At 62.4% G+C, this 13,603-nt stretch carries 11 protein-coding genes; 6 read left to right on the plus strand and 5 right to left on the minus strand.

Annotated features, from left to right (window positions below; all coding sequences use genetic code 11):
* Positions 1 to 67 precede the first annotated feature (67 nt).
* Positions 68 to 1,903 carry a dihydroxy-acid dehydratase gene (gene ilvD, locus L4923_RS23080; protein ID WP_239369446.1) on the minus strand — a complete coding sequence of 612 codons (1,836 nt, stop codon included), beginning with the start codon at positions 1,901 to 1,903 and terminating at the stop codon, positions 68 to 70.
* A 363-nt stretch (positions 1,904 to 2,266) separates the two neighbouring features.
* Between ilvD and L4923_RS23085 the strand changes: the two genes are divergently transcribed.
* Positions 2,267 to 2,743 carry a VOC family protein gene (locus tag L4923_RS23085; RefSeq protein WP_239369447.1) on the plus strand — a complete coding sequence of 159 codons (477 nt, stop codon included), beginning with the start codon at positions 2,267 to 2,269 and terminating at the stop codon, positions 2,741 to 2,743.
* 73 nt (positions 2,744 to 2,816) lie between these two features.
* Here the strand turns inward: L4923_RS23085 and L4923_RS23090 are convergent, their stop codons facing one another.
* Positions 2,817 to 5,906, minus strand: a complete 3,090-nt coding sequence (locus L4923_RS23090; RefSeq protein ID WP_239369448.1) for an efflux RND transporter permease subunit — start codon at positions 5,904 to 5,906, stop codon at positions 2,817 to 2,819.
* The gene (locus L4923_RS23095; RefSeq protein ID WP_239369449.1) at positions 5,903 to 7,123 is read right to left on the minus strand and encodes an efflux RND transporter periplasmic adaptor subunit; all 1,221 of its coding nucleotides are present in this window, start codon (positions 7,121 to 7,123) and stop codon (positions 5,903 to 5,905) included. Before L4923_RS23095 ends, L4923_RS23090 begins: the two co-directional genes overlap by 4 nt.
* 151 nt (positions 7,124 to 7,274) lie before the next feature.
* Here L4923_RS23095 and L4923_RS23100 point away from each other — a divergent pair, with 151 nt between their 5' ends.
* Positions 7,275 to 7,838: a TetR/AcrR family transcriptional regulator gene (locus L4923_RS23100; protein ID WP_239369450.1), complete on the plus strand. Its 564-nt coding sequence runs from the start codon at positions 7,275 to 7,277 to the stop codon at positions 7,836 to 7,838.
* Here the strand turns inward: L4923_RS23100 and L4923_RS23105 are convergent, their stop codons facing one another.
* A complete protein-coding gene (locus L4923_RS23105; RefSeq protein ID WP_239369451.1) occupies positions 7,839 to 9,239 on the minus strand; it encodes a sensor histidine kinase in 1,401 nt (466 codons plus the stop codon).
* Positions 9,236 to 9,910, minus strand: a complete 675-nt coding sequence (locus tag L4923_RS23110) for a response regulator transcription factor (RefSeq protein ID WP_239369452.1) — start codon at positions 9,908 to 9,910, stop codon at positions 9,236 to 9,238. The genes L4923_RS23105 and L4923_RS23110 overlap by 4 nt, the downstream gene beginning before the upstream one ends.
* Before the next feature lie 203 nt (positions 9,911 to 10,113).
* Between L4923_RS23110 and L4923_RS23115 the strand changes: the two genes are divergently transcribed.
* From L4923_RS23115 to L4923_RS23130, 4 genes are all read left to right on the plus strand, one after another.
* On the plus strand, positions 10,114 to 10,716 hold the full coding sequence (locus L4923_RS23115; protein ID WP_239369453.1) for a class I SAM-dependent methyltransferase: 603 nt from the start codon (positions 10,114 to 10,116) through the stop codon (positions 10,714 to 10,716).
* Complete coding sequence (locus L4923_RS23120; RefSeq protein ID WP_239369454.1) at positions 10,713 to 11,330, plus strand: DedA family protein; 618 nt, start codon at positions 10,713 to 10,715, stop codon at positions 11,328 to 11,330. The genes L4923_RS23115 and L4923_RS23120 overlap by 4 nt, the downstream gene beginning before the upstream one ends.
* A 40-nt stretch (positions 11,331 to 11,370) precedes the next feature.
* Positions 11,371 to 12,282 carry a LysR substrate-binding domain-containing protein gene (locus L4923_RS23125; RefSeq protein ID WP_239369477.1) on the plus strand — a complete coding sequence of 304 codons (912 nt, stop codon included), beginning with the start codon at positions 11,371 to 11,373 and terminating at the stop codon, positions 12,280 to 12,282.
* Positions 12,283 to 12,413: 131 nt separating this feature from the next.
* Positions 12,414 to 13,574, plus strand: coding sequence for an ABC transporter substrate-binding protein (locus tag L4923_RS23130; RefSeq protein ID WP_239369455.1), 1,161 nt, complete (start codon positions 12,414 to 12,416; stop codon positions 13,572 to 13,574).
* The last annotated feature ends 29 nt before the right edge of the window (positions 13,575 to 13,603 follow it).

A 13,603-nucleotide genomic window follows, 5' to 3' on the forward strand; every position in this document is an offset into this window, starting at 1 on the left:
TGAAGCACTCTGACGCTTTTACGCAAGCCCGGACGATACGATCGCCCGGGAGCAGTGATGGTGATGCTTACTCCGGCACGTGCCGGACCGCACCCTTGTCGGCGCTGAGCGCAAAAGCGGCGTAGGCGCGCAGTGCCGGCGTCACATTGCGCTTGCGCTTCTCGACAGGCTGCCAGCCCTTGGCATCCTGCTCCTTGCGGCGCGCGGCCAATTCTTCGTCACTGACCAGCAGGTTGATGGTGCGACCGGGGATGTCGATAGCGATCTGGTCGCCCTCCCGCACCAGGCCGATGGCGCCACCGGTTGCGGCTTCCGGCGAGGCATGCCCGATCGACAGGCCGGACGTGCCGCCCGAAAAACGGCCGTCGGTCAGCAGCGCGCAGGCCTTGCCGAGCCCTTTCGACTTCAGGTAGCTGGTCGGATAGAGCATCTCCTGCATGCCTGGGCCGCCCTTCGGGCCCTCGTAGCGGATCACCACCACGTCGCCAGCCACGACCTCATTGCCGAGGATGGCCTTCACCGCGGCGTCCTGGCTCTCATAGACCTTGGCCGGTCCGGTAAACTTGAGGATCGACTCGTCGACGCCTGCGGTCTTCACCACGCAGCCGTCGAGCGCGATGTTGCCCTTCAGCACGGCCAGGCCGCCATCCTTGGAGAAGGGGTGTTCGGCCGAACGGATGACGCCGTTTTCACGGTCGAGATCGAGCTCATCCCAGCGGCGGTCCTGGCTGAAAGCGACCTGGGTCGGCACCCCGCCAGGGGCGGCCATGTAGAATTTACGCACGTTTTCGGCCGTGGTGCGCGAGATGTCCCAGCGCTCGATGGCGTCGCCGATCGTTTCGGTATGCACGGTCGGCTGGTTGCGATTGATCAACCCGGCTTTGTCGAGCTGGCCGAGGATGGCCATGATGCCGCCGGCGCGGTGCACGTCTTCCATGTGCACGTCCTGCTTGGCGGGCGCGACCTTGGAAAGCACGGGCACCTTGCGCGACAGGCGATCGATGTCGTCCATCGTGAAGTCGATGCCGCCTTCCTGTGCCGCAGCAAGGATGTGCAGCACCGTGTTCGTCGAGCCGCCCATGGCGATGTCCAGCGCCATCGCATTCTCGAAGGCCGGCTTGGCGGCAATGTTGCGCGGCAGAACGCTGTCGTCTTCCTGCTCGTAATAGCGCTGGGCAAGGTCGACCACGAGATGGCCGGCTTCGACGAACAGCCGCTTGCGGTCGGCATGCGTTGCCAGCGTCGAGCCGTTGCCCGGCAGCGAAAGGCCGAGCGCTTCGGTCAGGCAGTTCATCGAATTGGCGGTGAACATACCCGAGCACGAGCCGCAGGTCGGGCAGGCCGAGCGTTCGATGACCTTGACCTCCTCGTCGGAGACCTTGTCATCGGCGGCGGCCACCATGGCGTCGATCAGGTCGACTGCAGTGACCTTGTCCTTCCAGACGACCTTGCCTGCTTCCATCGGGCCGCCGGAAACGAAGACGGCGGGGATGTTGAGCCGCATGGCGGCCATCAGCATTCCGGGCGTGATCTTGTCGCAGTTGGAGATGCAGACCATGGCGTCGGCGCAATGCGCATTGACCATATATTCGACGCTGTCGGCGATGAGTTCGCGGCTCGGCAGCGAATAAAGCATGCCATCATGGCCCATCGCGATACCGTCGTCGACGGCAATCGTGTTGAACTCCTTGGCGACGCCGCCGGCTGCCTCGATCTCCCGGGCGACCAACTGGCCGAGGTCCTTGAGATGCACGTGGCCGGGCACGAACTGCGTGAAGGAGTTCACCACCGCGATAATCGGCTTGCCGAAATCCGAATCCTTCATGCCGGTGGCGCGCCACAAGCCGCGGGCGCCGGCCATGTTGCGGCCATGGGTGGTGGTTCGGGAGCGATAGGCTGGCATGGGTACTGTCCTTGATGCCTGTACGGCAGGTTCCTGTGCGATCAACTTAGATAGGAAGCTGGCGTTATATACGCCATGAGCCCGTCTGGCCATGGTTTTGCGGCAAAGCCGGCTTCACGGAAACGCGACGGTTCCTGCAACCGGAGCATCTCCGTTTTTCACGGAAAACGCGCAGACGCTCTGGCTTTTATTTTTATCCATTTCCCGATGCAAATCCGCTGCTGGAATAGCTCAGCCAAGAAAAATGCCGGTAGCTGTCGGATCGATGTGGTCTCGCCCGTCCTTGGGAGACGGTGGCTGATATCGGCGATCGTCAGACGGATCGCCGCGAAACATTCGAAGAAATTTCTCAGGAGGAAGACCATGCAGAAGATCACCCCGTGCCTGTGGTTCGAGAACAACGATGCCGAGGATGCCTTCAAGTTCTATTCGTCGATTTTCAAGAACAGCAAGATTGTCGACGAAATGTACTGGGGCGAGGCTGGTGGGGAACAGAAGGGCAAGCTTCTGGTCGCCACCTTCGAACTCGATGGTATGCAGTTCCAGGCGCTGAATGGCGGCCCGCATGCGACCTTCAACGATGCGATCTCGCTCAGCATCGACTGCAAGGACCAGGAAGAAGTCGACCACTATTGGAACGGTCTTACCGCCGATGGCGGCAAGGAGGTCCAGTGCGGCTGGCTGAAGGACAAGTACGGTATTTCCTGGCAGGTGGTACCCGAAATATTGCCCCGGCTGTTGCGAGACAAGGATCAGGCCAAGGCCGATCGCGTGATGCAGGCGATGATGAAGATGGTGAAGATCGATATCGCCGCACTGGAAGCCGCTGCCAGGGGATAATTTCGAAGCTTCGAAACAAACAGGGCGCCGGATTGCTCCGGCGCCCTGTTTTTTGTTTCTTGTCGGCTGCCGCTTATTCCGCGGGTACCGGCGCGGCCGCCCCAGGCTGCTGCTCGGGAGCGTGGCCGCGATGTGCCAGGAACGTGTAGAACATCGGCACCACGAACAGCGTGAAGCAGGTGCCCACCAGGATGCCGGTGAAGATCACCAGGCCCATGGAGAAGCGCGCGGCTGCACCCGCACCCTGGGCGATGATGAGCGGCACGACGCCCAGTGCCATGGCGGCGGTGGTCATCAGGATCGGGCGCAGGCGAACCTTGGCCGAGGCGACGATGGCTTCCCGGATGGACAGGCCATGCTCCTCGCGCTGCTGGTTGGCGAACTCCACCAGCAGAATGCCGTGCTTGGTGATGAGGCCGATCAGTGTGATCAGTCCCACCTGCGTATAGATGTTCAGCGTAGCTCCGGCGATTCCGCCGTTGATCAGGTTCAACGGCAGGATAGCGCCGAAGATCGAGAGCGGCACCGACATCATGATGATGAGCGGATCGCGGAAGCTTTCGAACTGCGCCGCCAGCACCAGGTAGATCACGATGATCGCCGCTGCGAAGGCGATGATGATCGTGTTGCCCTGTTCCTTCTCCTGCCGCGACTGGCCGGTGTAGTCGATGAAGAAACCGTCGGGCATGGTTGCCCGGGCGATATCCTCGATCGTCTTCAGTCCGTCGCCGGTGGTAACGCCTGGCATCGGCAGCGCAGTGATCGTCGACGAGTTCAGCTGATTGAACTGCTCGATCGCGGCCGGCGATGCATTGCTGTTGATCTTCACCACTGAAGTCAGCGGCACCATCTCGTCCGTCACGCTGCGCACGAAATAGTCGCTGAGCTTTTCGGGGTTGTCGCGATAGACGATCGGCACCTGAGGGATGATCTTGTAGGCGTTGGAGTCGCGGTCGAACTTGGCCACTTCGTTGCCGCCAACCAACAAGGTCAGCGTGCGCCCGATATCGCTGATCGGGATGTTGAGCGCGGCCGCGCGATCGCGATCGATGGTGATCGTGGTCTGCGGCGCGTTGTACGACATGGAGTTCTGCACGACGATGAAGCGGCCCGAGGCCTGAGCCTTCTGCTTGATCTCCTCGGCCACTTCGAACACCTTCGAGGACTCGCCCGTCGAACGGACCACGAGGCCGACCGGCAGGCCGCCGCCGGAACCCGGCAGCGTGGGCGGCGCGAAGACGAAGGCTTCCACGCCGGCAACCTTCTTCAGGCGTTCCGTGATGTCGGCCTGGAGTTCCTTCGATGAGCGCACGCGATCGGCCCAGTCCTTGAAGGCGAAGCCGACGAAGGCGCTGTTGGTCGCGCTGCCGAAGGCAACTGCCGAGAACAGGGCACGTGTCTCCGGGATGTCCTGCACCAGGCCGAGCATCTGGTTGACGTAGGCTTCGGTGTAGTCCGAGGTCGCGTATTGCGGACCGGTGACGATCGAGAGCAGGAAGCCTTGGTCTTCTTCCGGCGCCAGTTCGCTCGAGGTCTTGGTGAACATGAAGCCCGTCACCCCGACCAGGGCTACGACGATCAGCAGCGTCACCCACCGCGCGTTGAGCGATCGGTTGACCAGTCGCTCATAGACATTTTCAACGCGCGTGAAGGTCCCGTCCACGATCCTCTGGAACCGGCTGTGCGAGCCAGCCTTGAGAAGGCGTGCCGACATCATCGGCGTGATCGTCACGGCGACCAGGCCGGAGATGATCACCGCGCCCGCGAGCGTCACCGCGAATTCGCGGAACAACGAGCCGGTAAGGCCACCGGTGAAGGCAAGCGGTGCGAACACCGCGGCCAGCGTGATCGTCATGGCCACTACGGCGGAGAAGATTTCACGCATGCCGGCAAACGCCGCCTGCATCGGCGTCATGCCTTCCTCGATGTGGCGGTGGATGTTCTCCACCACCACGATGGCGTCGTCGACGACCAGGCCGATCGCCAGAACCATCGCGAGCAGCGACAGAAGGTTGATCGAATAGCCCATGAAATAGAGGATGAAGCAGACGCCGATCAGCGACAGCGGGATGGTGATGATCGGCATCAAGACCGATCGGAACGAACCGAGGAACAGCAGGATCACCACCACGACGATGGCGACCGCCTCGCCGATGGTCTTGAACACTTCCTCGATCGAGGCGCTGATCTGTTCCGTCGAGTCGTAGACGACCTGGATCGTCATGCCTTTCGGCAGCGTCTCCTGGATCACCGGCACAAGCTTCTGGATGGCCTCCGCCGTCGTCAGCGGGTTGGCTGCCGGTGTCGGGAAGATGGCCAGGAAGGTACCCGGCTTGCCGTTGAAGGTCACGCGCGTGTCGGTGTTTTCCGCACCGAGTTCGACGCGGGCCACATCGCGCAGGCGCACGACATTGCCGTCGACCGAGCGGATCGGCAGCGCCGAGAAGGCCTCTGGCGTCTGCAGCGTCGAACGCACCGTGATTGACGAGATCACATATTCGTTTTCGGTCTTGCCCGGAGCCGACAGGAAGTTCGAGTTGTTGATCGCCTGCACAACCTCAGCGGCGGTGACGCCGCGCGAAGCCAGCCTGACAGGATCGATCCACACGCGCATCGAATATTGCTGGGCACCGAAGATCCTCACGTCGGCCACGCCCTCGACGGTGGTGATGCGCGGCCGCACGACGCGTTCGATGTACTCGGTCAGCTGCTCCTTCGTCATGTTCGGATTCTGCATCGAGATGTACATCATCGCGAACGAGTCGCCGGTGCCCTTGACGATCACCGGGTCCTTGGCTTCCGAAGGCAGATCGCCGCGCACGCCCTGCACCTTGGACAGGACTTCGGCCAGCGCGACGTCCGGGTTGGAGCCGAGCTTCATGTTGACCGTCACCGTGCTGGCCGAAGGCGCACTGGAAGAGGTGACGTAGTCGATGTTTTCCGTCGAAGCGACCGCACGTGCGATCGGGGCCGAGATGAAGCCCTGGATCAGGTCGGCGCTGGCGCCGGGATAGGCGGTCGTGACCGTGATCGCGGTTTCCTCGACCTTCGGATACTGGCGGATCGCCAGATTGAAGATGCCTTGGATGCCGACAAGCAGGATCATGGCGCCGAGCACCGTCGACAGGACGGGTCGTTTGATGAAGAGGTCAGAGAAATTCATTGGGCGGAAGCCTTCTGCTCTGCCGGCTTGCTGGGGTCGACCGTGTTGTCGATCTTCACCAGCGCGCCATTGCTCAACCGGTTCTGGCCGGCGGTGACAACCTCGTCGCCGGCCTTGACGCCTTCAACGATCTCGGCAACGCCGCCGAAGCGCCGGCCGACCTTGACGAAGACTTGGTTGGCGGTGAGCTGCGGCCCTTCTGCCGGCTTCTGCGCGGCAGGCGCTGCAGCGCCATCGGCTGGCTTCGCGCCTTCGGCCGGCTTGGCTTCCGCTGGCTTTGCTTCACCTTCCTTGGGCTTGGCCGGAACGACGGTGTAGACGTAGTCGCCGTAGAGGCTGGTGGTCAGCGCCGTCTGCGGAACGGTGATGACGTTGTCTTCCTTCGGCAGTTCGACGCGCACCTGCACGAACTGGCCGGGGCTCAGACGGCCTTCAGGATTGTCGATGCGGGCACGAACCGAAACCAGGCGGCTGCTCGGATCGATTTTAGGATCGATGCCGGTGACGACGCCCTTGAACGGCATGTCCTCCGAGGTCGGGCCGAATGTGACGGGCTGACCGACCTTCAGCTTTTCGAGTTGCTGCTCAGGAACGGTGAAGTCGACACGCATTGTCTCCATGTCCTGAAGCGTGACGATGGCGTTGCCGGGGGCGACATACTGGCCAAGCTCGATCTTCGGAATGCCGGTGACGCCTCCGAACGGTGCCTTGAGCAGCTTGAGGTCCGCCTGGGCCTGCGCCTTGGTGACCTGGGCGATCGAGGTTTCGGCATTGGCATTCGCGGTGTCCAGCGCGGCTTCGGTGCCAACGCCGGTCTTGCGCAGCGCCTGGGCGCGTCCCAGCGCCTGCTGGTCGAGTGTCGCCTTGGTCTTTGCAGCAATTAGGTCCGCCTGTTCGACCGCATCGTCCAGGCGCACCAGAAGCTGGCCGTTCTCGACCTTGTCGTTGGCTTTGAACAGGATCTCCTTGACCACACCGGACGTTTCCATCGTCAGGTCGACGCCCATCGACGCACCGACGGTACCGATGGCCTCGACGCCGGGTGTCCAGGTTGCGGGCTCGATCTTCTTGGCCGAGACCGTCAGCACGTTCGCCGGCATGTTGGCGAAGAACCCGGCGATCATCTTGTCGCGGAAGAAGTTGAACCAGATGATGCCGCCGGCCAACAAGACCACGAGGACAAGCAGGATGAAAGGAACGATAAAGCGCTTGATCATGGGATCCCTCGAACGCGCGTGGCAATGACAATCGAATCAAAATAGCCGGGTGCGCTTTGTGCGGAACCCCGGCTGTCAATTTTTCGACGCCTTACTGTACCGTCTGGACGGTCTTGTCAATTGGGTCTAGTGTGTCTTATAGGCGACAGAGATGAAGAAACCACGAGCAAACTCGCGCGACAAGATCCTTGCGGCCGCGGCTGACGTGGCCCGCGAGTCAGGGCCGGGCAATCTGTCGCTGGATGCCGTTGCCCAGCGCGCCGGGGTCTCCAAGGGCGGCCTTCTCTACAACTTTCCGACTAAGGCCAAGTTGATGCAGGCGCTGGTCGAGCACCATCTGCAGGAGTTCCAGGAAGCGCTGGAGGAGGCCAGGCGCGAATGCGCCCAGGGCAACCTTCTGGCAGCCTATGTGAAACTCTCGGCCAAGAAATTCGAGGAAGACCAGCCGCCTTCCGCCTGGATATTCTCGGCGATTGCCGAGGATCCGGATTTTCTCGCCCCGATCCGCGTCTTCCAGCGCGAGCTTTTCGACCGGCTGAAAGCGGAAACTCCTGATTTCAAGGCACTGTTGCTCACCTATTTCGCCGTCGAGGGCATGCGCAGCGCCAGCCTGTTCGACTTTCAGGTCCTGTCGGAACAGGAGCGCCAGTCGTTGGTGTCCTCTCTCCTGTCGGTAGCTAAGGGCAAACTGGCGCCGGTGCCGGAGCCGGCCTGATCAGCAACCTTTGCGCGCTTCCGCTCCCTCTCTCTGGCGCGTCGGAAAACTGATCCTGAACAGCGCCCCCGGGCTGCCATCCAGCACTTCGATGCGGCCACCATGCAGTTGCATGATCTCCTGCACCAGGTTGAGGCCGAGCCCTGCGCCGTGATCATGCGGCCGCAAACGGTAAAACGGCTGAAAGATCTTCTTGCGCTCGTCTTCCGGCACGCCTTCGCCTTCGTCCAGGATCTCGATGGTGGCCGGCCTGACGACGCTGATGGTGATCCTGCCGCGATTGCCGCCATGCTCGATGGCATTCTGCACGAGACTGGTGACCGCGCGTTCGATGGACGCGCGATCGCCGGTGGCGGGCAGTGTCTCTATCGCCGGTTCGAAGGCCATTTCATAGCCTGAGGAGAAGGCGATCGGGGCCATGTCGACGACGACGCTGCGTGCGATTTCGACAAGGTCGACCTTCGTAAATCGGTCGACCTGACGCCCAAGCCGCTGCAGGTCCAGCAACTGGTCGGTCAAGGTCGAAAGCCGGGCGGCGTCACGCAAGACGCGGGCCCGCTCCGGCGTCGGCGGCAGCGAGGCGACGCGGGTATTGAGGATCGCCACGGGGGTCCGCAATTCGTGTGCGGCGTCTGTCAGAAAACGGCGATGGCGCTCATAGCCGGTATCCAACCGCACCAGCGCCTCGTTCACCGCGTTGACCAGCGGCGTCACCTCCATCGGCACGCCTTTGAGCGGGAGTTGCACGCCGCGCTTGTCGATGTCGATCCGGCCGGCCTCGTTTGCCGCGGCCCCCAGGCCACGCAGGGCGCCACGCACGACCCAGGGGGTGACGAACAGCGTTGCCAGGGCCATGACGCCGGCCACCGGCAGGATGACGACCAGGAAGAATTCCCAAGCGGCAAATCCCAGGCGACCCCAGGAGAGGCGGCCTTCGGTGCCGGCCAGGATCTGGACTTCACCTGCTCCGGTATCGCTTTCCCAGACCACGATGCCTGCGGGCCGGTCGACCTTACCCATGGTCCAGGAGAACCGCGCCTCACTGATATTGTCGAGTTGGTTTGCGAATGGAGCAAGCGCCGATGGGATTGTGCCTTCCCTCATTATATTGCCCTGCTTGTCGCGCACCACATACCAGAGGCCTTTTTCAGTGCGACGCAGTTCCTCGAGCTCGCGTGTCGGCTTGAGCGCCAGCTTGCCGTTGGCATCCCGCGTCAGCGCCTCCTTGATCACGTCGGCGGTACCGCCTTCGTAATCGTTCATGCTGGCCACCCCGAACCAGATGAGCGCGATGATCAGCAACGGCACGAGCAGAGTGATCAAGATCCCTTGCAGCAGCGCGATGCGCAGCACGAGGCTCCATTTCAGAGAACGGGGTCGGCGCGGTTTACGAAAGATCATGACGTTTCGCGCAAGAGATAACCAACACCACGCACGCCGTTGATGGTGACGCCGACCCCGGCTTCGGCCAGTTTGCGGCGCAGGCGCGAGACATGTGTGTCGAGCGCGTTGGACTGGATCTCGTCGTCCAGGCCGAACACGGCTTCCATGAGCGTTTCGCGTTGCACCATGCGGCCCATGCGCCGCATCAGCGCTTCGAGCACCAACAACTCACGTCTCGGCAAGGACATCGGCTCGCCGCGGATGCTGGCTTCCCGATGGCCGACGTCGAAGGCAAGGTCGCCGGCGCGGATGATCTGCGAATGCACTGTCGCCGGCCGGCGCAGCAAAGCGCGCAGCCTGGCCATCAGTTCCTCGAAGGCGAAAGGCTTGGCGAGATAGTCGTCGGCGCCGACATTCAGCCCGTCGACCTTGTCGGCGGTATCGCCGCGTGCCGTCAGCACCAGCACCGGCGTCGCGCTGCCGCTGGCGCGCAGCTTGGTCACGAGACGCAGGCCGTCCCCGTCGGGCAATTGGCGATCGAGCAGGATCGCGTCGTAGCTGTCGGTCGCCACGAAATCCTCCGCCTCGAGAAGCGAGGCAGCATGGTCTGCCACCATGTCGTGACGCTTCAGGGCCACGCGCAACGCCGAGGCCATTTCAGGTTCATCCTCGACCAGAAGGATACGCATTGTCGTCTCTTGCGATGAAGTGTGCTGCGGCGGGCTACGACCTCAACATTGCGTAAACATGGCAAAACAATGTGAGCATCCGCCATGCGTTTTCATCGCAAATCGCCGTTTTCCGCAATGTTTGCGCAATCCAGCCGTCTCAAACAGCGCCGCACCGGCTGGCGTGCGATTCGCCGGCAGTTCGATTTCGGATCGAGGATGATATGCACACCAACGACGCTTTCTCATTTCTGATGGCCTGGGCGGCGGCACCATTCAGGGTTGGGGCGGTCGCACCTTCGAGCTCAACCTTGGCGACCCTGATGACCCGCGAGATCGGTCCCGACACCGGCCCGGTTCTGGAACTCGGACCCGGTACGGGGCCGTTCACCCGCGCCCTGATCGAGCGCGGCGTTCGCGAACAGGATCTGACATTGATCGAAGCCGACAGCGATTTCGCTTCGATGCTCACCAAGCGCTTTCCGGCTGCGCGCGTGTTCGAGATGGATGCCACCGGTTTGCGTCACCTGGCTTTGTTCAATGGCCCGGTGGTGGGCGCGGCCGTCAGCGGGTTGCCGTTCCGGCTGATCTCGCCGCGCCGCACCCGGCTCATCCTGGAGGGCATCTTCGCCAACTTGCGGCCGGGTGCTTCGCTCTACCAGTTCACGCTGGGGCTGCGCTGCCCGATCGACCAAAGCATGCTCGACCAGCTCGACCTGAAGGCTACGCGCATCGGCCATACGCTGCGCAATTTCCCACCGGCCACGGTCTACCGCATCAGCCGCATTCCGATCGTCAAGTCTTACGACTGGCGCTACGCATCGTGACGGGGCCGCTGTCGGTCATTCTGGGTTCCGGACTTCTCGGCGTGTTCTGTGTCGCGTCCGTCGAGAAGATCTTTCCGGCGCCGCCCTCTCACATCGTCCTGCTGTTCCTCGGCATGACGGCGGCGCCGGGTCTGGATCGGCTGGAACTGCTTCTGGCGATAACCGTCGCCGGATCCACCCTGGGATCGCTGTTCTGGTACGCAATGGGCTGCCGTCTCGGCGAGGAGCGTGCGGAGGCACTGGTCGGCCGTTTCGGCAGATATGTCTTCCTGCCGCTCGCGACATACCGCAAGTTGGCCGAAGCCTATCGTCGCAAGGCGTTCGCGGCTTCGCTGGTGGCGCAGCTCATCCCGACCGTGCGCAACTATCTCGGCATCGGTGCAGGGGCGCTGCGGCTGCCGATCCTGCCTTTCGCCTCCGCCACATTGCTTGGCGCAATGATCTGGAATTCGGCTTTTCTGCTCATCGGCTATCTGATGCGCGGCGGCGATCACAACCCGGTCTCGATCGGATTCCGCATCATTGTCATCGTGGTGCTGGTGGAAGCTACGTTCTTCCTTGCCTTGCGCTTTCGGTCGGTGCGTCGCCGCCGTGCGGAACTGGCCGAAGGCTGACGGCTTTTCTTTCTTCACGCGCCAGTGTCTATTCGCCACCATGGCATTCACGCTCAGGCAGCTTCAGTTCTTCGTCGCCGTTGCGGATCAGGGCTCCGTCTCGCGGGCCGCACAGAAACTGTCCATCTCGCAGTCGTCCGTCACCGAAGCGATCAAGGAACTGGAGAGCGACCTCGGCGTCGAGCTGTTCGAGCGCCATTCGCGCGGCCTCAACATCACGCACAAGGGTCACCAGTTCCTGCGCCACGCCACCAAGATCCTGTCCGACGTGTCGGATGCGCGCCGTACCTTCCTCGGCGAACAGGAGCAGACTACGGGTCAGTTGCAGCTTGGCGTCACCTCGCTCGTCGCCGGCTATGTCCTGTCGGATATCCTGGCGCGCTATCGCCGCGCCTATCCCGGTGTCGACATCACGGCGATCGAGGACAATGGCGATTATCTCGAGCACCTTTTGGTCGGCGGCAAGCTCGACGTCGCAGTCATGGTCATTTCGAACCTGCGCGACCGCACAGCGTTGCAATCGGAAATCCTTGAGGTGTCGGCCTACCGCCTGTGGATGCCGCTCGGCCATCGGCTGACCGGCGCCGACATCATCGGTGTTGGCGACATCGTCAGCGAACCGCTGATCATGCTGACCATCGACGAGATCGAGGAGAACACCGGAAAGCTGCTGGCCGCCATCGGTGCCAGGCCGCATGTCGCCTTCCGTACCCGTTCGGTGGAAGCTGTGCGCAGCCTGGTCGCGACCGGCGCGGGTGTGGCGCTGCTGCCGGACCTGATCTATCGCCCTTGGTCGCTGGAAGGCGATCGCATTGAATCGCGTGACGTTTCCGGCTCGCTGCCGGTCGTCCAGGTCGGCATGGTCTGGCGGCGCGGCTCAGGCCTGGCGCAGCCGGCACGCGACTTCATCGGCATAGCGCAGTCGCAGCGGACGGTGAGGCAGCGGCAATAGTAGCCTGCTATCGGAAAAACCGATATCGCCTTTCTGATAAATGGATTTGCGAAAGCGGCTTTTTCAAGACACCTTCTATTTCAGGGAGCGAAGCCGCCGTCAGAGCGCGGCCCCTGAGATGGGAGACGACGATGAATTCTTTCCTCAAATCATGCACTGCCCTGACGATCGCGCTGACCTTTGCCGGTCAGGCCGTGGCGCAGGAAGCCTTGAAGGAAGTCGGCAAGGGCGAAGGCCAGCTCAACATCATCGCCTGGCCGGGCTACATCGAACGCGGCGAGACCGACAAGGCCTATGACTGGGTCTCGGACTTCGAGAAGAAGACGGGCTGCAAGGTCAACGTCAAGACCGCCAACACTTCCGACGAAATGGTCTCATTGATGAACGAGGGCGGTTTCGACCTCGTCACCGCCTCGGGCGACGCGTCGCTGCGGCTCGTTGCGGGCAAGCGCGTACAGCCCATCAATACCGATCTCGTTCCGAGCTGGAAGACCGTCGACGAGCGCCTCAAAGATGCGCCCTGGTTCACGGTCGATGGCAAGCATTACGGCGTGCCCTATCAATGGGGCCCGAACGTGCTGATGTACAACAGCAACGTCTTCAAGGAGGCACCGAAGAGCTGGAACGTCGTGTTCGAGGAACAGACGCTCCCCGACGGCAAGTCCAACAAGGGACGCGTGCAGGCCTATGACGGTCCGATCCACATTGCTGACGCCGCCAACTACCTGATGGCGCACAAGCCGGACCTCGGCATCAAGAGCCCTTACGAACTGAACGAGGATCAATACAAGGCAGCGCTCGACCTGCTGCGCGTGCAGCGCACCCTGGTCGGGCGCTACTGGCATGATGCCGCCATCCAGGTCGACGATTTCCGCAACGAAGGCGTCGTTGCCTCGGGTTCGTGGCCGTTCCAGGTCAACACGCTGGTTGCCGCCAAGCAGCCGGTCGCCTCGACCATTCCGGAAGAGGGCGCCACCGGCTGGGCCGACACCACCATGATGGAAGCCGACGCCGCCAACCCGAACTGTGCCTATATGTGGCTTGAACATTCGCTGTCGCCGAAAGTCCAGGGCGATGTCTCGGCCTGGTTCGGTTCGCTCCCCGTCGTGCCGGCTGCCTGCAAAGGCAATGAATTGCTGACCGACGAAGGCTGCAAGACCAACGGTTTCGACCAGTTCGAGAAGATCAAGTTCTGGCGCACCCCGACCTCGAAATGCGCCAGCCAGAATGACCAGTGCGTGCCCTACTACCGCTGGGTCTCGGACTATATTGGCGTCATCGGCGGTCGCTGACCACCCATCCCCTCCCGGTAACCAGGGAG

Source organism: Terribium retamae (assembly GCF_022347545.1).
Lineage (GTDB): Bacteria > Pseudomonadota > Alphaproteobacteria > Rhizobiales > Rhizobiaceae > Mesorhizobium > Mesorhizobium retamae.

Coding starts and splice junctions, on each gene's coding strand:
- ilvD (WP_239369446.1), bottom strand. CDS start 1,903: ATGCCAGCCTATCGCTCCCGAACCACCACCCATGGCCGCAACATGGCC.
- L4923_RS23085 (WP_239369447.1), top strand. CDS start 2,267: ATGCAGAAGATCACCCCGTGCCTGTGGTTCGAGAACAACGATGCCGAG.
- L4923_RS23090 (WP_239369448.1), bottom strand. CDS start 5,906: ATGAATTTCTCTGACCTCTTCATCAAACGACCCGTCCTGTCGACGGTG.
- L4923_RS23095 (WP_239369449.1), bottom strand. CDS start 7,123: ATGATCAAGCGCTTTATCGTTCCTTTCATCCTGCTTGTCCTCGTGGTC.
- L4923_RS23100 (WP_239369450.1), top strand. CDS start 7,275: ATGAAGAAACCACGAGCAAACTCGCGCGACAAGATCCTTGCGGCCGCG.
- L4923_RS23105 (WP_239369451.1), bottom strand. CDS start 9,239: ATGATCTTTCGTAAACCGCGCCGACCCCGTTCTCTGAAATGGAGCCTC.
- L4923_RS23110 (WP_239369452.1), bottom strand. CDS start 9,910: ATGCGTATCCTTCTGGTCGAGGATGAACCTGAAATGGCCTCGGCGTTG.
- L4923_RS23115 (WP_239369453.1), top strand. CDS start 10,114: ATGCACACCAACGACGCTTTCTCATTTCTGATGGCCTGGGCGGCGGCA.
- L4923_RS23125 (WP_239369477.1), top strand. CDS start 11,371: ATGGCATTCACGCTCAGGCAGCTTCAGTTCTTCGTCGCCGTTGCGGAT.
- L4923_RS23130 (WP_239369455.1), top strand. CDS start 12,414: ATGAATTCTTTCCTCAAATCATGCACTGCCCTGACGATCGCGCTGACC.